Genomic DNA, 25,183 nt, shown 5'->3' with positions numbered 1-25,183 from the left:
TTATAATACAAGGGAAGTTAAACGATTTAGGATATCAGTATAAATACGACCATAGAAACCGTTTGGTAGAAAAGAGAATGCCAGGAAAAGATTGGGAGTATATTGTATATGATAAGTTAGACAGACCAGTACTTACCCAAGATGCAAATTTAAGAGCAGCGAATAAATGGTTATTTACCAAATATGATGCCTTAGGAAGAGTAGTATATACAGGAAAGTTCCATAGTGGAAGTACTAGACCAGTTATGCAATCGTTATTTGAAGATGATTTACCTCTTAACATGTATGAGGATGTTTCAACAAGTACTATAACCATAGAAGGAACAAATTTGAAGTATACCAATAGATCTTATCCTACAGATGTTAATAATTTACAAGTGTATACTATTAATTATTATGATACTTATACAGATTTACTAGCAGGATTAACTTCTACAGTAACTACAAGTTACGGTAAAACAACAACAACAAATACTAAAGGATTAGCTACTATAAGTAAAGTACGTGTATTAGGAACAAATAACTGGATAACTACAGTAACCTATTACGATGAAAAGGCACGTCCAATATATGTATACTCAAAGAATGATGAGTTACAAACTACAGATATTGTTGAGACTAAGTTAGATGACTTTACAGGAAGAGTCTTAGAAACAAAGACTACACATAAAAAGACAGGAAAAGCAGATATAGTAACTGTAGATAAGTTTTTCTATGACAACTTAGATAGACTAACTAAACAAACCCAGACTATAGGAAGTAATACAGAAGTAATAGCAGAAAATAGTTATGATGAGTTAGGGCAGTTAGTAGAAAAGAAAGTAGGAGGGAAAATTACTCAGTCTAGATTACAAACAGTAGATTACAAATACAATGTACGAGGATGGTTAAAAAACATTAACCAAGATGCGGATAATGACAACGATTTATTTAACTTTATCCTAAAGTATAACGACATAGCAGATGCTAACAAACGTTTGTATAACGGAAACATAAGTGAGATCAATTGGAATACCTTAAGTGTAAACAATACATCAAATACAGTAAGTAATAAATATGTGTATACATACGATGCTTTAAATAGAATAACAAGAGCCGATGATGATACAGGTAGGTATGATGTATATGGAATAGTTTATGATAAAAACGGAAATATTATCAATTTAAGAAGAGATGGACATACCAATGTAGAAGCAACTAGCTTTGGAGTAATGGATAACTTAGTGTATAGTTATGATAATGGAAACAAACTAACCAAAGTATTAGACAATGGTAACGATACTTATGGATTTAAAGATGGAGCCAATACCACTACGGAGTACACTTATGATGTAAATGGTAATATGAAAACGGATGCCAATAAAGGCATCACTAATATAGTTTACAATCATTTAAATTTACCAACACAGGTAACCATAGGAGGTCAAAATATTATTTATACCTACGATGCAGCAGGTATGAAGCTAAAGAAGGTAGTAAATGGTACCACTACAGAGTACGCTGGAAACTATATGTATGAGAATAATGTTTTACAATTCTTTAACCACTCAGAGGGGTATGTAAAGGTAGGCAATGTCACATCGAGCGCAGTCGAGATGTCATATGTATATCAATACAAAGATCACTTAGGAAATGTTCGTTTATCATATACTGATAGTAACAATGATGGGATAATTACTCCAAGTACTGAAATTATAGAAGAGTCTAATTACTATCCATTTGGATTAAAACATAAAGGGTATAGTGGGAATGTGTCTTCTCTAGGAAATTCTGTGGCGCAGAAATTTGGATACAACGGAAAAGAGTTAAATGAAGAGTTAGGTATTCAATGGCATGACTTTGGGGCTAGAAATTATGATGCTACTTTAGGTAGATGGATGAATTTAGATGCTAAAGCAGAATTATACTTTAACTCTACACCATATAGTTATGTTCGTAATTCTCCTGTTATGCGTATTGATCCTAATGGTGATTGGGATATTACAGTACATGTTGCTAATAGTAGGAAAAAGAATGGTTTTGGTATTGCGGTGTTAACAAATAGACATGGTGAAGAAGTATTTAGATTTAAAGTGCGTGTAGAGGGTATTGGAGGTAGAAATCGAATGAAAACAAGTGCAGATACCCCTTTAGGAACTTACGATATCCCTAATAAAAATATGTGGATAACGGCCAGTGATTCTGGATTAAAGAGAAAAGCTTACGGTCCAAACGATAGATTAATACTTACTCCTAAATCAGGGGAAATTAAAAAAAGCGGCAGAAGTTTAATTAGGGTACATGGAGGGAGACAGGAGTTTTACAATAAAAAAACAGGTAAATGGCAAAAAGTATCTAATCCAAAATTAAAAAAGACAGAAGGATGCATCAGATGTTATGATAGTGATATATTAACACTTAAAACTTTAATTGACCAACTGATGGGGGATGACCCTGATGAATACGGTGGTGTTTTAAAGGTTATTGATGATCTTGATGCGTTTAACTCAGGAGAAGATGAAATAAAAGCTATTTTTGATCAATTGGTTAAAGGTAATGTTTCTCCATTTTTGTGGAACTTTACCGATAATATGGATTTATCACGTTTAAGATCTCAAGCAGAAGATATTTATGCTGCCAGAAAGGCTTTTTGGAAAAAAGTGAGTGATGATTTTGATAATAGGTATAAAGAATATTTAAATAGAGAAGAGTAATAATTAAAAAAAATAATGAGAATAATATTATTAGTTTTAATAATGATTAATACATCTTGTGTTAGTCAACAGAAAAAGTCATTAAAGGCTGAAAAAAATAAATTTAATTGTAAAATAGATTTTAATAAGATAACGAATTCTAATTACTTAAAAGATAAACTAAATGATTTTAATTCTGAAGACTCAGATTGTTTAGAAGCTTTTTTTTCACAGTGCAAATATATATATCAGAAGAAAAAGGAAAACCAAGAGGATTATCTTAGTGGGATAACCTTTCTTTATGATAATTCTGATAGTTTATCTTCTACCTTAATAGAAGGTTCTTTCTTTAATGAAGTTTTTCAAGATAATATAACTTTAATTACTGATTATCTATTTAATAATAAAAACAGCTCTTTAAATAAAGCTTTGAAAATGGGGATATCATATGAGTATTCAATTTTTGAAGGAAAAGAAAGGGATGAAAAATATAATGCTATATATAAGAAAGTATCTAATGAGTTGAAAAATGAAAGACATAAAAATTATATTATTGAATTGTTAAATGATATTGATAGAGATTTATACGATTAGTTTAAATGATATAATGAAAAATAGTATAACCCAGCTCTCGCACGATTGCATCGTGTGGTAAAAAGAAATAAAGAGTTAATCTTATTAACTCTTTCATATAACTGAATAAGTGTAAGCAAGAAAAATGTTTGTAATTATATAACCAGTAGTGAGGTTAAATCTTTTAAAATCAAAAGCTTTGTAGGTTATTTCAATAAAACTTCGTAAATTTGCACGCCTTTTTACAAGAACAGATTTATAAAAGGTGTAAAATATATTTATAAAAGTTTAATTTCTCTTTGAGTTAGTGTTGTTAAAAATCTGGCTAACAAGAAGATACAAAATTTATTTCAGACATGTCTGAAGAAACAAAAAAAGCTGCAGAAGCAGTAAACCCAGCAGAATTTTTAGCTAACTTTAACTGGCACAAATACGAAGAAGGTATTGATGAAGTTGATGAGTCTAAATTAAAAGAATTTGAAAAAGCCTTAGAAGGTACAGTAGGTTTCGTAAACGAGCGTGATGTAATCGAAGGTGAAGTAACAAGAATTACTGATAGAGATGCAATTATCGATATCAATTCTAAGTCTGAAGGAGTTATTTCTTTAAACGAATTCCGTTACAACCCAAATTTAGCTGTTGGTGATAGAGTTGAAGTATTAGTTGATAAAAGAGAAGATTCTTCTGGTCAATTAGTATTATCTCACAAAAAAGCACGTGTAATTAAAGCTTGGGATCGTGTTAACAATGCACACGAAACTGGAGAAATCGTTAACGGTTTTGTTAAGTGTAGAACTCGTGGAGGTATGATTGTTGATGTATTTGGTATTGAAGCATTCTTACCAGGTTCTCAAATTGATGTGAAGCCTATCCGTGATTACGATCAGTATGTAGAGAAAACTATGGAATTCAAAGTTGTAAAAATCAACCACGAATTTAAAAACGTAGTAGTATCTCATAAAGCATTAATCGAAGCTGATTTAGAAGATCAAAAACGTGAAATCATCGGTCAATTAGAAAAAGGACAAGTATTAGAAGGTGTTGTTAAAAACATTACTTCTTATGGTGTGTTTGTTGACTTAGGTGGTGTTGACGGATTAGTACATATTACTGATTTATCTTGGTCTCGTATCAACCACCCTAACGAGGTTGTTGAATTAGATCAAAAATTAAATGTTGTAATCTTAGACTTTGATGATAACAAGTCTAGAATCCAATTAGGATTAAAACAATTATCAGCTCACCCATGGGAAGCTTTAAATGCTGACTTAAAAGTTGGAGATAAAGTAAAAGGTAAAGTTGTTGTTTTAGCTGATTACGGTGCATTTGTAGAGGTTGAAGAAGGAGTTGAAGGATTAATTCACGTATCTGAAATGTCTTGGTCTACTCACTTACGTTCTGCTCAAGATTTCGTAAAAGTTGGTGATGAAGTAGAAGCTCAAATCTTAACATTAGATCGTGAAGATCGTAAGATGTCTTTAGGTATGAAGCAATTACACCCAGATCCATGGACAGATATTACTACTAAGTACCCTGTAGGTTCTACTCACACTGGTACTGTACGTAACTATACTAACTTCGGTGTATTCGTAGAATTAGAAGAAGGTATTGACGGATTAGTATATATCTCTGATTTATCTTGGACTAAGAAAATTAAGCACCCATCAGATTTCGTAACTGTTGGTGATAAGTTAGATGTTCAAGTATTAGAATTAGACGTTGAAAACCGTAAGTTAAACTTAGGTCACAAGCAAACTCAAGATAACCCTTGGGATGCTCACGAAGCTACGTATGCAATCGGATCAACTCACGAAGGTACTATTAAAGAAAAGAATGATAAAGGTGCTACAGTAGTATTCGCTGATGGAATTGAAGCATTTGCTCCAACTCGTTTCTTAGAAAAAGAAGACGGATCGAAATTAGCTAAAGGAGATACTGTACAGTTTATCGTAACTGAATTTAGTAAAGAATACCGTAGAATTGTTGTTTCTCATACTTCTATCTTTAGAGAAGAAGAAAAGAAAAACATCAAGGCTGCTGCTAAGAAAGCTGCTGATGTAGAGAAAACTACATTAGGTGATATCGGTGGATTAGCTGAGTTAAAGAAGAAAATGGAAGGAAAATAATTTTCTAAACATTTATATCTATAAAACCGCTACAATTGTAGCGGTTTTTTTATGCTCTTAATTGTAACATTTGTTACAGTTAAAGACGCTTAGTTTTTAAGTTAATTTCTTAAATACCATTATATTTGTACCCTAATAAAAATTAATATGACACTTATAAAATCAATATCAGGAATCAGAGGTACAATAGGGGGAGCTACAGGAGATAACCTTACACCGATTGATGCTGTCAAATTTGCTTCAGCATATGGAGCATTCATAAAAAAAAGAAATCCAGAAGCTGAAAAAATTAAAGTAGTTATAGGAAGAGATGCACGTATTTCTGGTAAAATGATAAGTAACCTAGTAGCCAATACTTTAGTTGGTTTAGGAATTAATGTAGTCGATTTAGGATTGTCTACAACACCAACGGTAGAAGTAGCAGTACCGTTAGAAAAAGCACAGGGAGGTATTATCTTAACTGCTTCTCATAATCCAAAACAATGGAATGCTTTAAAATTATTGAACGAAAAAGGGGAATTTTTAAATGGAGCAGATGGTGAAGAAATTTTAAAGTTAGCTGAAAGTGAAGATTTTTCTTTTGCTGAAGTTGACGATTTAGGTTCATACAAAAAGAATAAGAAGTACTTAAAAAAGCATATCAAAGAAGTTTTAAAGTTAGATTTAGTAGACGTAAAAGCTATTAAAAAAGCTAAGTTTAAAGTGGTAGTAGATGGAGTTAATTCTACAGGAGGTGTATTTATTCCAGCTTTATTAAAAGAATTAGGTGTAAAATGCATCGAATTATATTGTGAACCAAATGGACAATTCCCTCACAATCCAGAGCCATTAAAAGAGCACTTAACTGATATTTCAGAATTAGTAGTAAAAAAGAAAGCTGATTTAGGAATTGTTGTGGATCCAGATGTAGATCGTTTGGCATTAATTTCTGAAGACGGATCAATGTTTGGTGAAGAATATACATTAGTTGCTTGTGCCGATTATGTATTAGGAAGATTAGGTGGAGGAAACACTGTATCAAACTTATCATCATCAAGAGCATTAAGAGATGTTACAGAAAAACACGGAGGAACATACACAGCTTCTGCAGTAGGAGAAGTAAACGTGGTGCAAATGATGAAAGATACCGATACAGTAATTGGAGGAGAAGGAAATGGAGGAATTATTTATCCAGCTTCTCACTACGGAAGAGATTCATTAGTAGGAGTTGCTTTATTCTTATCGCATTTAGCACATAAAAAAATGTCATGTAAAGAATTAAGAGATTCATATCCAAGTTACTTTATGAGTAAAAATAAAATCCAGTTAACACCACAAATTGATGTTGATAAGATTTTAGAAACGATGGCTGATAAGTATAAAAATGAAGAAGTAAATACCATAGATGGAGTAAAAATAGATTTTGCTGAAGAGTGGGTACATTTACGTAAATCGAATACAGAGCCTATTATTCGAATTTATACAGAAGCAAAATCACAAGAAAAAGCAGATTCACTGGCTGAAAGAGTGATAGAAGAAATCAAAGCAATAATAAAATAAGAAAATAACAACGCGTTGAAATTAAGAATAGTGAGTTTATTAATGATGTTGTTAACAACATCATTAATAGTAGGGCAAGAGAAAGAAGAAAAAGTAAGAGAGAAAAAGAAAGTTACAAATAAAGGAAAGTTCTTTGTTTACTGGGGTTGGAACTGGGCAGATTACTCTGATTCTGATATCCGATTTAAAGGTGAAAATTACGATTTTACATTATCTAATGTAAGAGCAAAAGACAGACCAACTAAGTTTTCTTTTAGAGATTATTTTCACCCAGGGAGAATTACCATTCCACAAACAAACTATAGAATAGGATATTTCTTTAAAGAGAATTATACAATTTCTATTGGAGTTGATCATATGAAATATGTAATGGTAAATGATCAAGATGTAACTATAAACGGAAATATAAATGTAGGAAACGCAAAGTACGATGGTACTTATAACAATCAGACAATTAAGTTAACGGATGATTTCTTACGTTTTGAACATACAGATGGTTTAAACTACGTAAATGTAGAAGTAAAACGATTTGACGATGTAAGTCACTGGTTTGGATTAAATATGGAGAACTTACAAATTAACTTAACAGAAGGTGTAGGTGCTGGTATTTTATTTCCAAGAAGTAACACAAAGTTATTAGAAAATGAAAGGTATGATGAGTTCCATTTATCGGGTTACGGAATGTCTATAGGAGCAGGTTTAAATATCGCTTTCTTAAAACACTTCTTTATACAAGCCGATTTAAAAGGTGGATACATCAATATGTCTGATATAAGAACAACAATGAATCCAGCAGATAGTGCTTCTCAAAGTTTTTACTTTTTTGAAAACACTATATTAATAGGAGGTAAGTTTAGACTATAATTAAACAAAAATTATTAATTGGTTAATATTATAAATCTATTAGACTAGATAGTTTATTAATCTTAATTTTAACTGTAATACAATCTAATTATGAATTTAGAGCAATATTTTGATAAATTTAGAAAAAACATTGTAGGAATCGATCAAACCTACCAGTCACCTTATGGTGAACAAAAAATGGTATATACTGATTGGACTGCTAGTGGTAGATTGTATAGACCTATTGAGGAACAGTTATTATACAAATTCGGACCTTTTGTAGCCAATACACATACAGAAACATCAACTTCTGGTGCAGCTATGACATTAGCATATCATGAGGCAAGAAATATCATAAAGCGTCATGTAAATGCATCAAAAGATGATGTTTTAATTACAGAAGGTTCTGGAATGACTGGTGTTGTAAACAAGTTTCAACGAATCTTAGGCTTAAAAGTAACTGAAAGTTTAAAAGATCATACACAAGTTCCTGAGGAATTAAAACCGATTGTTTTTGTGTCTCATATGGAGCATCATTCAAACCAAACATCGTGGATAGAAACAATTGCCGATGTTGTAGTAGTACCGTGTAATGATGCAGGTTTGGTATGCTTAAAAAAGTTTGAAGAAACAATTCAGAAATACAAAGATAGACCAATTAAAATAGCTTCAATTGTAGCAGGCTCAAACGTAACAGGAATTAAAACTCAGTACCATAAAGTAGCTGCATTGATACATAAATATGGTGGACTTTGTTTTGTTGACTTTGCTTGCTCAGCACCGTATGTTGATATCAACATGCACCCAGAAAAAGAAGATGAGTATTTAGATGCTATTTTCTTTTCTCCACACAAGTTTTTAGGAGGGCCTGGAAGTTCTGGAGTACTTATTTTTAATAAGAAATTATACAAAAATATGGTGCCAGATAACCCAGGAGGAGGTACAGTAAGTTATACAAATCCTTGGGGAGAACATGACTATTTTGATGATGTAGAAACACGCGAAGATGGTGGTACACCAGCTTTTTTACAAACAATTAAAATAGCTTTATCAATTCAGGTAAAAGACCAAATGGGAACTGAAAACATGAAAAAACGTGAGGATGAAATAAATCCAATCATTTTTGATTGTTTAGAGAACTTAGATGGCGTTCAGATATTAGCACCAAACCATAAAGATAGATTAAGTATTTTCTCGTTTTACTTTGAAAAGTATCACTTTAATTTAGTAGTAAAATTATTAAATGATCGATTTGGAATTCAAACAAGAGGAGGTTGTTCTTGTGCTGGTACTTATGGGCACTTTTTATTGAATGTAGATCAAAATACTTCACATAAAATAAAAGATCAAATATTAGAAGGATGTAACACCGAAAAACCAGGATGGGTACGTTTATCAGTACACCCAACCATTACAAATGAGGAGGTTGATTACATCTGTAATTCATTAAATACATTAGCTGATAATATAGAAGAGTGGTCGAAAGATTATACATATGATATGCAAAAAAACGATTACATTCATATATCAGCCTCACCTATAGAAAAAGAGCTAGTGGCAAACTGGTTTTCTTTATAATAATATATGAAACAAATAGCATCTTCTTTTTTAGAAAATAATTATTCAACAATTAAAGAAAGTGAAATATCTGGTAGATGGATTACCTTAAAGGATATTGAGCCATTATATGAAAAATTAACTACTTCTATTCAAAAGAAAGTAATAGGAGTATCAGAAGAAGGAAGGGATATTTATCAATTAAAATTTGGCTCAGGAAAAAGAAAAATTCTTGTTTGGAGTCAAATGCATGGTAATGAGAGTACAGGAACCAAAGCATTATTTGATTTCTTAAATTTTATAAAAGATTTTTCAAATTCTGAAATAGTAAAAGCTATTGAAGAAAATTGTGAGATAGTTATGATACCAATGTTAAACCCAGATGGAGCAGAGGTATACACTCGAGTTAATGCTAATAATATTGATTTAAATAGAGATGCTGTAGCATTAGAAGCTAAAGAAAGTAAGCTACTAAGAAAAGTATTGGACGGATTTAATCCAGAGTTTTGTTTTAATTTACATGATCAAAGAACTATTTTTGGTGTAGAAGGAACTAAAAATCCAGCAACAATTTCATTTTTAGCACCATCGGAAGATATTTCAAGAGAAGTTACAAGTGGTAGAAAAGAGACCATGAATGTAATTGTAGCCATGAATTCGTTATTACAAGAATTTATTCCAAATCATATTGGACGTTATACAGATGAATTTTATCCAACAGCAACAGGAGATAATTTTCAAAAGTTAGGGCACAATACAATTTTAATTGAAGCAGGACATTATCAAGAAGATTATGACCGAGAAATGGCGAGAAAATTTAATTTTTTCGCGCTATTACAGGGAATTTATCACATTTCTACAGCAAAAAACTTTGAAAATTATACCGATTATTTTTCTATTCCAAACAATATCAAGAACTTCTATGATGTAATTTATAGAACAAAAAATAATGAAAAAGATGTAGCATATCAGTATGTCGAGAAAGTAGAAAATGGTAAATTTGCACTCACCTTAACTAAAGAAAAGGAAGGAAATTTATCAACCTTTCTAGGTCATAAAGAATTCAATAAAAATAACTAAAAATTAAACTTTTGTTAAACTAAGTTGTTTTTATTTGTAAAAAAAACATATTTTAGCAGTATTACTTGAAGAAAACAAAAAAAATGAAGAAGTTCGTACTAGATGAAATCGATCACCAAATTTTAGACATTTTAATTGAAAATGCTCGTACTCCTTTTACAGACATAGCAAAGAAATTATTAGTATCGGCAGGTACTATTCATGTTCGTGTTAAAAAAATGGAAGATGAAGGAATTATTCAAGGATCTACATTAACCTTGAACTATGAAAAAATGGGATATTCGTTTATAGCCCATGTAGGTGTATTTTTAGAAAAAACATCTATGACGCAGCACGTTTTAGATAATTTACGCTTAATACCAAATGTAACGGTTGCTTATGTTACTGCTGGAAAATATAATATATTTTGTAAAGTAAGAGCAAAAAGCACAAACGATGCAAAAGATATTATTTATAGAATTGACGATATTCATGGTGTAAATCGTACTGAAACGATGATTTCTTTAGAAGAAAGTATCAATGACAAAAAGCGTTTAATGCACGCTATTTTCAAAGAAATTTAATTTTAGAATAAATTAATTAAAAAAGGGTTACATTTTAAATGTAACCCTTTTTTAATATTATTAATTTTTTAAATACTCCAATTAAATTTCTCGAAAAGAATATTCCAATCATTAGGAAGCTTAGCTTTTAATATCATTTCCTTGTTAGATATTGGGTGCTTAAATGTCAAAGAATATGCATGTAGAAAAAGATTCTCACAATTAAAGTTTTCTATAAACATGGTATTATGATTTTTATCACCATATTTAGGATCACCAATCAAAGGGTGACTTATCTTATTCATATGAATGCGTAATTGATGTAAGCGTCCTGTTTTTGGAGATAATTTAACTAAGCTATATCGTGAAGTATCATAAGGTTTTACAGGAATATCAAGAGTTATCTTATCTACTAATTCAAGTAAAGTCTCAGCATCTTTATGCACATTTGCATCTCTACCTTTTACAGGAGAATCAATTATTTTTGATTCAGGAGCATGTCCACGAACAATTCCATAATATGTTTTTTGAATTTCATTATTCGTAAACAATTCTTGGAACTTAGAAACATAAGAAGTTTCTTTTGCTAATAATATGATACCAGAAGTTTTTCTGTCTAATCTATGAATAGGATAAAATTTCTTACCAAATTGATTAAATAATAATTGTAATAAAGAGTCTTCATCAGAAACATTTCTAGAATGATGTGCGTGATGTACAACAACATTATTAGGTTTAGATACACAAATAATATATTCGTCTTCAAAAAGTATGTCTAATGTCATAATTAGCTTTTTACTGCTTTAAGTTTAGTAGCTTTTAATAAAACTATTGATAAGGTACCACAAACTAGAAATCCAATAAATAGTGGAAGGGTAGTGGTAATAACAAATTTACCTATAATAGTAGCTATAGGTACAGCCATTATTGTAGAAACAAATCCATTAATAGCCGCTCCAATACCAGCAATATGTCCTACAGGTTGCATAGCAAGTGCTCTTAAGTTTCCAAATAGAAAACCAATTGCAAAAAACTGTAAAGCAAAGAAGGTTAATAAAATTACAATACTTGGGTTTTCTTTTTGATAAAATAAAAAGATATATAAGATTGGAATCAATGTAAATACAACCAAAAAGACAGAAACCAATTTATGCATACCAAATTTCATAACGAAAGTTCCGTTTAAAAAAGTAGCAAAACCTACTGCTATTGCGAGACCTGAGAAGATGTATGGAAACTCATCTATTAAATGATATTGTTCTTGAAATATTTGTTGAGAAGCACTTAAATAAACCATAAATGACCCAGTAATAAATCCAGAAATTAAAGTGAAAACAATGGCTTGTTTGTGCTTAATAAATTCTTTAGTACCAGTGATAAATAATTGAAAGGAAAACTGAATTCTATTTTCTTCCTTTAAAGTTTCTGGCTGGCGTTTCCATAGCCAAATCATAACAATAACTCCAAAAATTAACTGACTATAAAAAATAGATTTCCATCCGTAAATATCTAACATTAATTTACCTAATGCAGGAGCTACTACAGGAACCATGATAAAAATAACAACGATAAACGACATAATTTTAGCCATGTAATCGCCACTAAAAGAGTCTCTAACCATTGCTATACTTATAGTTCTTGGAGCTGATAATCCAATTCCTTGAAGTATTCTACCAAAAACCATCATTTCAATAGAAGAAGCACTAACACAAATAAAACTAGCAATGACAAAGAGTATAAAACCACCATAAATTATGGGTTTTCTACCTAAGCTATCGGAAATAGGACCAGATATTAACTGACCAAAACCTAAACCTAAAAAAATCATTGTTACAAGTAATTGATTATCACTTGATGCTTGTTGTATGTTAAGAGATAAACCTATTTGTTCTAAAGCAGGTAATAAAGCATCTATTGATAAAGCTACTAATGACATTAATGAGGCCATTAAAGCTATGAATTCTAATTTAGAATTATTTTCTTGTTTTTGCATTCGGCAAAAATACTGCGTTTATCTTCAGTATAGCTATATATAACCAAAAAAAGACCATTTTTATACAATGGTCTTTTTAAAACAAACAAATAGAAAAAACTACTCAATAATTTTTTCCAATAATTTAACTAAGTCTTTTATTTTTTCTTTATTTCTTACTAAAAGCTTTTTACCATTATACTTTAGTGTAGTAGTAGGTAAATCTCTGATTACTTCATTTTTTGTATTGAAATCAACTTTTTTAAGTTCCTCTTCAATTTCCTGTAATTGATTTTTAGAAAGAGAGAATTTATGTTCACCTTTTAAAGCTACATTTTGAAGTCCCTTATAAACCACTTCACCATCATTATAAATATATATATCAAAAACAGGGCATTTCCCAAAACATGATGATTTTCCGTAATATATAAAGGGAGTTTCTTTTATATTTTTAGAAACTGAACAGTTACTAAGAATAGCAAAAAATAATATGTATAATAAGGACTGATTCATACTTAATAATTTAAAAAATGACGCCATCAAGAGGTAAATGATTGAAGGGTAGTGAAGGGTATTTACTCTCAACAGCGCCTTATAATGTATATTATTTAATGTCTACATTTAGTTTTATGAGGATTTCCAAAAGTGTTAGCTTGTTTCCACTTTCCAGGTTCAGGTAATTCAAATGCGTATGCTTTACCTTTTGCTCTTAGTTGTAAATTTTTTCTGATATGATTTCTAAATTCTAATAATTCGCTCTTTTCATACATTAATAAAATTTTCTTTTCAGCAATTGAATTTCCTGCTGGCTTTTCTTTTCTAGTAATGAAAGTAGCAAAGACTTCGGCAATGTCTTCAGGAGGATTTGTAGAAGCATATTGAGTTACAAATCTTTCTTGATATCTACTGTAAAATTTTTGTTGCGAATCTTGATCTTTTTTTGCAGTTTGAAATTCTTCCCAAATATCTTTCCAATATTTTCCATGTAATTCATTTATGTAAGAATTGTCTTTAGCACAACCTTCTCCTGGAAAATAGTTTTTACAATTTTCGGCAGTAATAGCTGCATTTAATTGAGAGTCATTTAAAGTTAAAACATGTCCAAACTCATGAATTATAGTATATGCAACCTCTCCACCAGCATTAAAACTACCTTGATATGCATAATCAATAGCAATTCCCATTTTCCAACTCGATAAGTCTTTTTTTAATTGTACTACAAAACCAGCACTTCCAGAAACTGAGCCATTGTAAATTAAAAATTCACCCATTTTTTTTCGTTGATTTAATGGTACTATCTTTTTTACTAAATCCCATATCTGATTATGTTTAGCAACATCTTTCTGATATTCTAAATCTTTCCCAACAACTTTATAATCTTTGATTTTTGAAATATTATCACCATCAATTTTATATAAAGTAATTTCACCATCACTACCTTGTTCTTGATTACCAGTGTTTCCAGTATTTGTATCGTTAGAGTTACCAGTAGCATTAGAAGGAACTACAGTTATTTCATCATTATTACACGAGTTTATCACTAAAATTGATAAAACAATGAAAAGAGGTATGATTAATCTTTTGATTTTCTTCATAATGTTTAAATTTTAATTAGTAACTAAATCCGCGCGGTTATATAAGTTAAACAGCAATATCAAAATCTACCCTACTTAAAAAAAAGCATCTATGATTTTTATCATAGAATAAAGAATTGTTTCTACTGAAATTTGTGCTTATAGATAATGTAAAATCGAATTATTATGAAAGTATTTAAATTTCTCTCAGCATTTTTACTGTTATTCTCATTAACAGGTTATGCACAACAATTACAAATTGATGCTGAAATACGTCCTCGTGCAGAATACAGACATGGTTTTAAAACGTTATTTCCAGATAACGAAAAAGCAGCTTTATTTACATCGCAAAGAACACGTGTAAATATTGATTATAGAATTGAGAAATTGAACTTTTATGTAAGTGTTCAAGATGTTAGAGTTTGGGGGGATGTACCTCAATTAAATTCAAGTGATTCAAATGGATTAAGTATACATCAAGCATGGGGAGAAATTATGTTAGATTCTAATTTTTCTTTAAAACTAGGACGTCAAGAAATTGTTTATGACGATAGTAGAATGTTTGGTAATGTAGCTTGGGCACAACAAGCTAGAAGTCATGATTTAGCGCTATTAAAATATAGAAAGAACACTTTTAAGTTAGATGTTGGTTTAGCGTTCAATCAGTCTAAAGAAAATATTGTAGGTACCAATTTAACAACACCGAACACGTATAAGGCATTACAGTATGCATGGATTCATAAAGATTTTGAGAATTTCTCAGGTAGCTTTTTATTCTTGAATAATGGACTACAGTCTATTTCTGGAATAAAATATAGCCAAACTGTTGGTACACATTTAAAAGCTAAAAGAAATAAATTAAATATAGCAGCTAATATCTTTTATCAGTTTGGAAACGATGTTAATAACAATGATTTAAGCGCTTATTTATTTGGTTTAGAATCAAACTACAAGGTAACAAACAAAACAACAGTAGGTTTAGGTGTTGAGTTACAAAGCGGTAACGATTACAATATTGCAAGTGGAAAGAACAATGCATTTAATCCTTTTTATGGAACAAACCACAAGTTTAATGGGTTCATGGACTATTTCTATGTTGGAAATCACATAAACAGTGTAGGGTTATTAGATATTTATACTAAAGCAAATTTTAAATTAAATCCAAAATCTAATTTAACAGCATTTGTTCATAATTTTTCTGCTGCTGCCGACATCAATAGTACAGTTTCAAAACAGCTAGGAACAGAAGTAGATCTTGTTTATGGATATAGATTTACTAAAGAAATTGGAGTTAAAGCTGGGTATTCTCACTTATTTGCTTCAGAAGGAATGAGAGCATTAAAAGGAAACTTTGAAAATACCAACAACTGGGGATGGGTAATGGTAACTATTAATCCTGTATTATTTAAAACGAAAAATAAATAGTTATGGTAGTGTCAAGAGAAAAAACAGTAGCAGCGTATGTTACCGAAAATATTAAAACTGCACATATTTTCAAGAAGCATGGAATAGATTTTTGTTGTGGAGGAGCTATTACAGTAGAAAAAGCTTGTAAAAAAAACAATGTTGACCAAGCAATTTTAGAAAAAGAGCTTTCTGAAGTAGATAAAGTGGTAGATAAATTGCAAGACTTTGATAGTTGGAGCTTAGATTTTTTAATAGTTTATATTGAAAATCTTCACCATACATATGTAAGAGAAAGTCTTCCTTTATTATCTCAATATGCTAATAAAGTGGCAAAAGTTCACGGACATCATTATGAAGAAGTAGTCATAATAAATAAGCTCTTTCATGAAGTAGCAAACGAATTAATTTCTCACATGCAAAAAGAAGAGCAAATTTTATTTCCATTTATAAATCAGTTGGTAGATGCCAAAAAGAAAAAGGAAGTATATAAACGACCTCCATTTGGCACCGTAAATAATCCAATTAAAATGATGGAGCATGAGCATGAAAATGCAGGAGGTGTTTTAAAGGAAATAGCTAGGTTAACAAACAATTATACACCACCAGAAGGAGCGTGTAATACGTTTAAAGCTTTATATGCTAAACTAGAAGAGTTTGAACAAGATTTACATCAGCATATACATTTAGAAAATAACATTTTACATCCAAAGGCTATTAAGTTAGAAAAAGAGTTAACAGCCTCTTAAAGATAAAAACAAAAGACTTGAATTTTAATCGCGAAATATTACCAAATAAAAAATCTAAATGGAGAAAAGTAGCTATTGTTTTAATAGGAATAGTTACAGGATTAGGTTTTTTTATGGCAAAAGAAGCTTCTTTAGTTTCTTATATGTCAGATGATCCCTTGGCATGTGTAAACTGTCATGTAATGACGCCTATGTACAATAGTTGGATGCATAGTTCGCATAGAGAGCAAGCTTCTTGTAATGATTGTCATGTACCACATGATAATGTTTTTAACAAGTATTATTTCAAAGCTAAAGATGGTTTATTTCATGCTTCGGTTTTTACAGCAAGAGCAGAACCAGAGGTAATGTTTATGAGAGAAGCTTCACAAGAAGTAGTACAAAACAATTGTATAAGATGTCATATACAACAAGTAACACAAGTAAAATACGACGGTTGGCTTGAAAATCATCAAGAAAATAGAACAGAACGTAAATGTTGGTCTTGTCATCAAGAACTTCCCCATGGTACGGTGCATGGAATTTCTACTATAAGAAATAACATTGCTCCAATCCCCACAGATAATGTAGAAACGGTAATTCCAGAATGGCTTAATCAACAAATAAAAAAGTAACAAAACAATGAAAAACAAATTATTATTCTTAGTAACTGTAGTAGTCGTTTTTCTACTAGGGCTACTAGCTTCAAGCATTGTAAATAGAAAAAATGAAGCAAAGTATAAATACGTACCTCAGGTAGAAATTAGCGAAAATGAGCCTAGAAATGAAGAATGGGGTAAAAATTTTCCGGCAGAGTATCAATCTTTCTTACAAACTGAAAAAAGTGATTTTGAATCTTTTCAAGGAGGTTCAAAAATGAGAGATATGTTAGAAGAAGACACTCGTTTAGTAGTACTTTGGGCTGGTTATGGTTTTTCAAAAGATTATAGTCAAGGTCGTGGTCACCAAAATGCAGTGGTCGATTTACAAAACAGTTTAAGAACTGGAGGACCTAAAGGAAAAGGAGATGGACCAATGCCAGCTACTTGTTGGACATGTAAAAGTCCTGATGTACCTAGGTTGATGAATGAAGTTGGGATTACAGAGTTTTATAAAGGAAAATGGGCCGATAAAGGACATGAAGTAATCAATCCAATAGGTTGTGCAGATTGTCACGATTCAAAAACAATGAAACTTACAATTACCAGACCAGCATTGGTAGAAGCTTTTGAAGCAATGGGTAAAGACATTAACAAAGCAACTCACCAAGAAATGCGTTCGTTAGTATGTGCACAATGCCATGTTGAGTATTATTTTGATAAGAAAAAACCAGGTAAAGAAGGAGTTCCATATTTAACATTTCCATGGAAAAACGGAATGTCTGTTGAGGCTATGGAAAAATATTATGATGACATGAATTTTAAAGATTGGACGCACAAATTAAGTAAAGCTCCAATGTTAAAAGCACAACATCCAGGGTATGAAACTTATTTAACAGGAGTACACGCAGATAGAGGGGTTTCTTGTGCCGATTGCCATATGCCTTATAAGAGTGAAGGTGGACAGAAGTTTACCGATCACCATATACAATCTCCAATGAATAATGTAGCAAACTCATGTCAAGTTTGTCATAGAGAAGAAGCAGATAAATTAAAAGCAAATGTATATGAACGTCAACAAAAATCTACAGAAGCAAGGTTAAAACTAGAAGATGCTTTAGTAAGAATGCATGTAGAAGCAAAAAAATGTTGGGACTTAGGAGCTACAGAAGAACAAATGAAAGATATTTTGATGGATATCCGTCATGCTCAATGGCGTTGGGATTATGCAGCAGCTTCACACGGTGCTTCTTTTCACTCACCAGTAGAAACGGGTAGAGTTATAGCAAGTGGTTTGGACAAAGCTACAGAAGGACGTGTAAAATTAGCTCGTTTGTTAGCAGAATTAGGATACAATAAGCCTGTAGAAATGCCAGATATTTCTACTAAAGAGAAAGCACAAGCATACATAGGCTTAGACATGGAAAAACTTCATAAAGAAAAGGAAGAGTTTAAACAAAACTTACTTCCAAAATGGTTAGAGGAAGCAAAAGAAAGAGAAAAGACTTACGGAAGTAAAAAAGTTTCTTTGAATTAATTAAAACTTCAGTGTTTAGATGTTAAAAGATAATTTTTAGGGGTTAAACTTTAAAAATTATCTTTTTTAAATAAGTAGAATATGCAAAAACTATATAAATTTTTATCATCATCTTCATTAGCATTACTATTATTGCTAGTATTTGCAATTGCTATGGGGGTAGCTACCTTTGTTGAAAACGATTACGGAACAGCTGTTGCTTGGGCTAGTATTTATGATGCTTGGTGGTTTGAAGTAGTAATGTTAGGACTAGCAATTAGTTTCTTTTTGCATATTTTTAAATACAATTTGTTAAGTAAGCGTAAGTGGGCTATTTTTCTTTTTCATTTAGCCTTTGTTATTGTTTTATTAGGTGCTGGAATAACGCGTTATACTTCTTATAGCGGTATTATGCGTATTAGAGAAGGAGCAACTTCAAATGTAATTATTTCAGATACCAAACTATTATCAGCTACATTTATAAAGGACAATCAACGTAAAACGATTCAAGAAAAATTACAATTTTCTCCTTTAAGAGATAATAGTTTTCATTTTCAAGAAAATATAAAGAATACACCTGTTTCAATTTCATTTAAAGAGTATGTAGCAGATGCATCTCCTGAAGTAATTACAGATAGCATTATAGGAGTTCCTTTACTTAAAATGGTTACAACGACAGGTAATGGAAGGAATACAATTTATTTACAAAAAGGAGAAATAGAAAAGATAGGAAAACATCAGCATGAAGTTGGATTTGAAGCTAATAAAGAAGGAATTATTAATATTATAGAGGAAGATGGTAAGTTTAAAATGATTACTCCACATCCAATAGATTTCTTTATGATGTCAAATCAGCAAGCTGGTAGAATTAAACATGATAGCTTACAAGAAATTAATTTAAGAACTTTATTTAGATCGGGCGATTTTTCATTTGTACCTACTTCATACCATCCAAAAGGGAAGTTTAAACTAATAAGTTCAGCAAAAAGCAAAACAGATAACGATGTTTCTTTAGACGATGCTCTAATTGTAAATCTAACTGTAGGAAAAGAAACACAAGAAGTAAACTTATTATACAGAGAAGGTTTTTTACCAATAAAACATCAAGTAGATTTTAAAGATGGAACGCAAGTTATTTTGTCTTACGGAGCTGGAGCAATTCAGACACCATTTTCTATAAAGTTAAATGATTTTCAACTAGAAAGATATCCAGGATCGTCTAGTCCATCTGCTTATGCAAGTGAAGTAACCGTAATAGATCAAAAAGAAAACTTTGATTATCGTATTTTTATGAATAACGTTTTAGATTATAAAGGATTTCGTTTTTTTCAAGCAAGTTATGATACAGACGAAAAAGGAACGGTGCTTTCTGTTAATCACGATTTTTTAGGCACTTGGGTAACTTATTTGGGCTATTTATTAATGGGAATAGGGATGTTTTTTACTTTTTTTGGAAAGGCTTCACGTTTTCAACTTATAAATAAAAAATTAAAGAAATTGAAAACTAAAGCTACAGTTATAGCGCTTCTTTTAATTACATTTAATTCAACATTTGCTATAACTAAACAAGATTCTATTCCTAAAGAAATAGCTATTGAAAGATTAGTTTCTTCCTTAGAAATAGATAAACAGCAGTCAGAAATATTTGGACGTTTGTTAGTTCAAGATTTAGACGGTCGTATTAAACCAATTAATACATTGGCATCTGAATGTATTCGAAAAATTTCTCGAAAATCAAATTTTAAATACCCAATTGCTACTAGAACAATAAAATTGGATGTAAATCAAGTTTTTTTAGGAATGCACATGGTGCCACAATTATGGCAAAGAATTCCAATTATTAAAGCAGATATTGATAAAACAGGAGATTTATTAAAAGATGTAATTCAAGGTAAGAATGGTTTATACTCATTTATTAGTTTTTTAGATAAAGAAGGAAATTACTTATTGTCAAATGAAGTAGAAGAAGCCAATAAAAAGAAACCTGCCGAACGTAATGAGTTTGATAAAGAGGTTTTAAAGATTGATGAGCGTTTTAATATTTTGTATAACTTATTTACTGGAAACTATTTAAAAATATTTCCTAAAAAAGGAGATGAGAATAATACATGGTATAGTTATAATCATCATTTTAATGATTTTACTGAAGAAGATGCACGTTTTACTAAAACAATTTTACCAAGCTATTTTAAAGATTTAGAGCAAGGAAAATATAAAGAAGCTTATCAAAAAATGCTTTATATTAAAAAGTATCAGGAAGTGTTAAGTGCTGATATTATTCCAACAGAAGAAAGAGTAGAAGCAGAGCTATGGTATAACAAAGCGAATATAAATTTTTGGTTGTTCCAAGTATTTTTCACTGTAGGATTTTTACTTCTAATCTTAGCCGTAGTAAAGATGTTTGCTGAAAAGAGATGGATTAATTTTTTATGGAATGGATTAATTTTAATCACATTAGTATCTTTCTTATTCTTTACATTTAATATTATTTTAAGATGGTATATAGCTCAACACGCACCATGGAGTAATGGATATGAAATGCTCATTTTTGTAGCTTGGTGCTTACTTTTAAGTGGTTTGATAACTTTTAGAAAGTCAGATTTTTCATTACCATTAGCTACTTTGTTTACTGGAGCTTTATTATTTGTAAGTTATTTGGATTGGTTAAATCCAGAGATAACTAACTTAATGCCTGTATTAAAATCGTATTGGTTAAAAATACACGTAGCTACAATTGTAAGTAGTTATGCACCATTAGCTTTATCGGCAGTTTTAGGAATTATGGCGTTGTTTTTAATGTTATTCAAAACAAAAAAGAACAAAACTATTATAGAGTTAAAAATTAAAGAACTTAGCTATATAAATGAACTTTCTATGACTATAGGATTGTTTACTTTATCTATAGGAACGTTTTTAGGAGGAGTATGGGCAAATGAAAGTTGGGGACGCTATTGGGCATGGGATCCAAAAGAAACCTGGGCATTAATTAGTATAATAGTTTATGCAATTGTTTTACACTTACGTTTTGTACCAAAGTTGAATAATTTCTTTGTTATCAATACAGCAAGTATGTTTGCTTTTTGGTCAATTATAATGACTTCTTTTGGTGTGAATTATTATTTATCAGGTTTACATAGTTATGCTTCAGGAGATCCTGTACCAATACCAAGTTTTGTGTATGTAATTCTATTTAGTATGATTTTATTAACTGTTTTAGTAGTATACAAACGAAAACAATCGATAAAATAACATTATGAATTTCGAATTTTGTTAGAAAAATATAATAGAAAACTCCATAGTCAATAAAGATTATGGAGTTTTTAATTATAAGGGGAGGGGAAAAATGAAAAGTTTTATAACGAAAATCTTTTGGCAGCTTCTCGTTCTAATTCTTCTCTAAAATTTGGATGAGCAATAGAAATTAAAGCTTTTGCTCGTTGCTTTAAACTTTTACCAAATAAATTAACTACTCCATATTCTGTTGCTACATAATGAACATGGGCTCTTGTTGTAGTAACACCAGCTCCTTCTTTTAAGAAAGGTGTAATTTTTGAAATTCCTTTAGGTGTCATTGATGGCATAGCAATAATAGCTTTTCCTTCTTTAGATAAAGATGCTCCACGGATAAAATCCATTTGACCACCTACACCAGAATACTGGTATTTACCAATAGTATCGGCACAAACTTGCCCTGTTAAATCAATTTCAATAGCACTATTAATAGCTGTTACTTTTGGATTTAATTTAATAAGAGAGGTATCGTTTGTATAACCAGCTTCTTTAAAGTGTACTAAAGGATTATCGTCAATAAAATCATATAGTTTTTGAGAACCTACAGCAAAACAAGTAACAATTTTACCTGTTTTAATTTCTTTCTCTTCACCTGTAATAATACCTTTTTCTACTAAGGGAAGAATACCATCAGAAAACATTTCGGTATGAATTCCTAATCGTTTATGATTGGTTAGGTTATGAAGCACAGCATTTGGAATATTTCCAATACCCATCTGTAAAGTAGCACCATCATCAATTAATCCAGCAACGTGTTTTCCTATTTGAGATTCAATTTCTGAAGGACTTCCAGTAATAGATTCGTGTATTGGTGAATTTACTTCAACAGCATAATCAATGTTTTTAATATGGATTATTCCATCACCATGTGTTCTAGGTACATTTGGATTTATTTGAGCAATAACTACTTTGGCCGTTTGAATAGCTGGTAAGGTAATATCTACAGATACTCCTAAAGAACAATATCCATGCTTATCTGGAGGAGAAACTTGAATAAAAGCTACATCTAAAGGATAAATACCTCTTCTAAATAACCAGTGAATTTCACTCAAGAAAATAGGCACATAATCACCATTATTTGTGTTAACTCCTTTTCTAACATTGTTTCCTACAAAACAACTAATCAACTTAAAAGAATTAGAATATGGTTCTTCTAAGTATTTAGCTTCACCATGTGTATGAATTTGAATAATTTCTACATTAGATAGCTCTTTATAACGCTCACATAAATTATCTATTAATACATTAGGAGTCATTGCTGCTCCTTGAAAAAATATTTTATCGTTAGATTTTACAATTGAAACTGCTTCTTCAGCGGTTACAATTTTCATCATATCTCTACTCATCATTTTGTTTTATTTATTGCAAAGTTCCGCCGAAAGCTGATGGTATAAAATGATAAAAATCATATTAGTTTTAAGATTATTTTTATCTCATATTCCGTATTTTTACAAGTATGCTATCATCAAATAATTTCTTGCAAAAACATAGTAAAATAGCTTTAGGTTATTTTTTTATCATAGCTTTTTTAGGCGTTTTATTGCGTTTGTTTTCTGTTTATGATTTATCGTTTACTTATCGGTTTGTAGTGCATACACACTCACATATTGCCTTATTAGGGTGGGTATATACAGCTATAACAACACTCATTTTTAAGATGTATTTGAGTGAATTAAATATAAAAAGTAAATATCAGAAAATATTTTGGGCAACTCAAGTAACTATCATAGGAATGTTAGTTACATTTCCATTTACTGGATATGCTTTATTTTCTATTATTTTTTCTACACTATTTTTAATTGTTTCATATGTATATGCATACATACTGTTTAAGTATACTCCTGTAGAACAGAAAAAAACACATTCTTATCAATGTGTTCGTATAGCTTTATGGTATATGATTATCTCTAGTATTGGTCCATGGGCTTTGGGAGTAATTATGAAAACAGCAGGAAGTGGTTCCGATTTATATAAGAACGCAATTTATTTTTACCTTCATTTTCAATACAATGGATGGTTTATTTTAGCATTGTTTGGTATTGGATTCTATATTTTAGAAAAACAAAATATTCGAATTTCTAAGAGCGTTTTTAATATATTCTTTTGGTTAATGAATCTTGGAGTTATTTTAACTTTTGGTATTTCATTATTATGGATGAAACCTCATCTTGGAGTTTATTTAGTTTCAGGGTTAGGTGCTGTTTTTCAATTAATATCATTCGTTTATTTAATATATAAACTAAGAGATTTTAAAGAAAGAATTAAAAAGTCATATTCAAGCTTTTTCCTTAAAACATTAAAAGTAGTAGTTCTTTTATTTTTCTTAAAACTAGTGTTTCAATTATTAGGAACAATTCCAGAAATAGCAAATAGAACTGCTTCGAATATAGATTTAGTTATAGGCTATTTGCATTGGATTTTTTTAGGAGTAGTTAGTATTTGTTTACTACTGTTTTTGTATAGTTTTAAGCTTGTAACTTTGTCAAAAAGAAGTATTGCTTTTTATGTAACTGGATTTCTTTTAACCGAAGTGCTAATTTTTTATAAGGCGCTAACTTCTTGGTTTAATCTATTACTAATTAATTTTTATTTCGAAGCTTTAGTTATTGTTAGTTTTATATTTTTTATAGAGATAACTTACATTTTTATGAGTCAGTTTAAACGAAAATAATAAAGACTAAAACATCTTTTTTATTACTTTTATATAAAAAACGTGAATGTTATCAAATGCTTGTAAATATGCTATTCGATCAGTACTTTATTTAGCTATTCATAATGAAGAAAATAGTAGAGTAGGAGTTAAAAAAATTGCTGAAGAGTTAAGTGTACCTCAACCTTTCTTAGCAAAATTATTACAACAGCTTACAAAAAGTAAATTAGTTTCTTCTTCAAAAGGTCCAACAGGAGGTTTTTATTTGAATGAACTCAACTTTAAGAATACTGTTTGGGATATTATAAAAAGTATAGACGGAACCGATAAGTTTGATCAATGCTTTATGGGATTGTCTTCTTGTGACGATAAAAATCCTTGTCCCGTTCATTTTACAGTTGCTCCATTTAAAAAGAAATTAATGGACGATTTTAAAGACAAAACCATTAGAGAGTTTACAAAAGAGATAAAAATTAAAGGGAGACATATTTCTTTAAAACAATTAGATGTAAACTAA

General features: G+C 30.4%; 20 protein-coding genes. 15 read left to right on the top strand and 5 right to left on the bottom strand.

The features are described from left to right. From MHN29_RS15635 to MHN29_RS15600, 8 genes are all read left to right on the top strand, one after another. Positions 1 to 2,693: RHS repeat domain-containing protein (locus MHN29_RS15635; protein ID WP_235275469.1), on the top strand; the 2,693-nt coding region annotated here is incomplete at its 5' end. Between the two features lie 15 nt (positions 2,694 to 2,708). Further along, positions 2,709 to 3,266 (top strand): hypothetical protein, encoded by a 558-nt coding sequence (locus MHN29_RS15630; protein WP_235275468.1) that lies wholly within the window; start codon positions 2,709 to 2,711, stop codon positions 3,264 to 3,266. Positions 3,267 to 3,601: 335 nt separating this feature from the next. After that, entirely contained in the window at positions 3,602 to 5,371 is a 1,770-nt protein-coding gene (rpsA, locus tag MHN29_RS15625; RefSeq protein ID WP_150898782.1) for a 30S ribosomal protein S1, read from the top strand. Positions 5,372 to 5,518: 147 nt separating this feature from the next. Beyond that, entirely contained in the window at positions 5,519 to 6,910 is a 1,392-nt protein-coding gene (glmM, locus tag MHN29_RS15620; protein ID WP_235275467.1) for a phosphoglucosamine mutase, read from the top strand. A 42-nt stretch (positions 6,911 to 6,952) separates the two neighbouring features. Beyond that, a complete protein-coding gene (locus tag MHN29_RS15615; RefSeq protein WP_370630573.1) occupies positions 6,953 to 7,774 on the top strand; it encodes a hypothetical protein in 822 nt (273 codons plus the stop codon). Between the two features lie 90 nt (positions 7,775 to 7,864). Continuing rightward, positions 7,865 to 9,331: an aminotransferase class V-fold PLP-dependent enzyme gene (locus MHN29_RS15610; protein WP_235275465.1), complete on the top strand. Its 1,467-nt coding sequence runs from the start codon at positions 7,865 to 7,867 to the stop codon at positions 9,329 to 9,331. Between the two features lie 6 nt (positions 9,332 to 9,337). Then, entirely contained in the window at positions 9,338 to 10,390 is a 1,053-nt protein-coding gene (locus MHN29_RS15605; RefSeq protein ID WP_235275464.1) for a M14 family zinc carboxypeptidase, read from the top strand. A gap of 83 nt (positions 10,391 to 10,473) precedes the next feature. Then, positions 10,474 to 10,953 (top strand): Lrp/AsnC family transcriptional regulator, encoded by a 480-nt coding sequence (locus MHN29_RS15600; RefSeq protein WP_150898774.1) that lies wholly within the window; start codon positions 10,474 to 10,476, stop codon positions 10,951 to 10,953. A 68-nt stretch (positions 10,954 to 11,021) separates the two neighbouring features. Here the strand turns inward: MHN29_RS15600 and MHN29_RS15595 are convergent, their stop codons facing one another. The 4 genes from MHN29_RS15595 to MHN29_RS15580 form a co-directional block, all read right to left on the bottom strand. After that, a complete protein-coding gene (locus MHN29_RS15595; protein WP_235275463.1) occupies positions 11,022 to 11,717 on the bottom strand; it encodes a pseudouridine synthase in 696 nt (231 codons plus the stop codon). A gap of 2 nt (positions 11,718 to 11,719) precedes the next feature. After that, positions 11,720 to 12,925, bottom strand: a complete 1,206-nt coding sequence (locus MHN29_RS15590) for a multidrug effflux MFS transporter (protein WP_235275462.1) — start codon at positions 12,923 to 12,925, stop codon at positions 11,720 to 11,722. A 99-nt stretch (positions 12,926 to 13,024) separates the two neighbouring features. Then, positions 13,025 to 13,417 carry a DUF6438 domain-containing protein gene (locus tag MHN29_RS15585; protein ID WP_235275461.1) on the bottom strand — a complete coding sequence of 131 codons (393 nt, stop codon included), beginning with the start codon at positions 13,415 to 13,417 and terminating at the stop codon, positions 13,025 to 13,027. A gap of 95 nt (positions 13,418 to 13,512) precedes the next feature. Next, on the bottom strand, positions 13,513 to 14,499 hold the full coding sequence (locus MHN29_RS15580; RefSeq protein WP_235275460.1) for a hypothetical protein: 987 nt from the start codon (positions 14,497 to 14,499) through the stop codon (positions 13,513 to 13,515). Between the two features lie 165 nt (positions 14,500 to 14,664). Between MHN29_RS15580 and MHN29_RS15575 the strand changes: the two genes are divergently transcribed. The 5 genes from MHN29_RS15575 (at position 14,665) to ccsA (ending at position 21,974) form a co-directional block, all read left to right on the top strand. Further along, entirely contained in the window at positions 14,665 to 15,903 is a 1,239-nt protein-coding gene (locus MHN29_RS15575; RefSeq protein ID WP_235275459.1) for an alginate export family protein, read from the top strand. Between the two features lie 2 nt (positions 15,904 to 15,905). Continuing rightward, a complete protein-coding gene (ric, locus tag MHN29_RS15570; protein WP_235275458.1) occupies positions 15,906 to 16,631 on the top strand; it encodes an iron-sulfur cluster repair di-iron protein in 726 nt (241 codons plus the stop codon). Positions 16,632 to 16,648: 17 nt separating this feature from the next. Continuing rightward, on the top strand, positions 16,649 to 17,245 hold the full coding sequence (nrfH, locus tag MHN29_RS15565) for a cytochrome c nitrite reductase small subunit (protein ID WP_150898761.1): 597 nt from the start codon (positions 16,649 to 16,651) through the stop codon (positions 17,243 to 17,245). A 7-nt stretch (positions 17,246 to 17,252) separates the two neighbouring features. After that, positions 17,253 to 18,746 (top strand): ammonia-forming cytochrome c nitrite reductase, encoded by a 1,494-nt coding sequence (nrfA, locus tag MHN29_RS15560; protein WP_150898760.1) that lies wholly within the window; start codon positions 17,253 to 17,255, stop codon positions 18,744 to 18,746. A gap of 81 nt (positions 18,747 to 18,827) precedes the next feature. Continuing rightward, on the top strand, positions 18,828 to 21,974 hold the full coding sequence (ccsA, locus tag MHN29_RS15555; RefSeq protein WP_235275457.1) for a cytochrome c biogenesis protein CcsA: 3,147 nt from the start codon (positions 18,828 to 18,830) through the stop codon (positions 21,972 to 21,974). Between the two features lie 104 nt (positions 21,975 to 22,078). Here the strand turns inward: ccsA and MHN29_RS15550 are convergent, their stop codons facing one another. After that, positions 22,079 to 23,347 (bottom strand): acetyl-CoA hydrolase/transferase family protein, encoded by a 1,269-nt coding sequence (locus tag MHN29_RS15550; RefSeq protein ID WP_370630572.1) that lies wholly within the window; start codon positions 23,345 to 23,347, stop codon positions 22,079 to 22,081. Between the two features lie 125 nt (positions 23,348 to 23,472). Here MHN29_RS15550 and MHN29_RS15545 point away from each other — a divergent pair, with 125 nt between their 5' ends. Then, complete coding sequence (locus tag MHN29_RS15545; protein ID WP_235275456.1) at positions 23,473 to 24,687, top strand: hypothetical protein; 1,215 nt, start codon at positions 23,473 to 23,475, stop codon at positions 24,685 to 24,687. 46 nt (positions 24,688 to 24,733) lie between these two features. Continuing rightward, the gene (locus MHN29_RS15540) at positions 24,734 to 25,183 is read left to right on the top strand and encodes an Rrf2 family transcriptional regulator (protein ID WP_150898756.1); all 450 of its coding nucleotides are present in this window, start codon (positions 24,734 to 24,736) and stop codon (positions 25,181 to 25,183) included.

Source organism: Tenacibaculum sp. Cn5-46, assembly GCF_022347705.1.
Taxonomy (GTDB): domain Bacteria; phylum Bacteroidota; class Bacteroidia; order Flavobacteriales; family Flavobacteriaceae; genus Polaribacter; species Polaribacter aiptasiae.
This window is presented reverse-complemented; position numbering and strand designations above follow the sequence as displayed.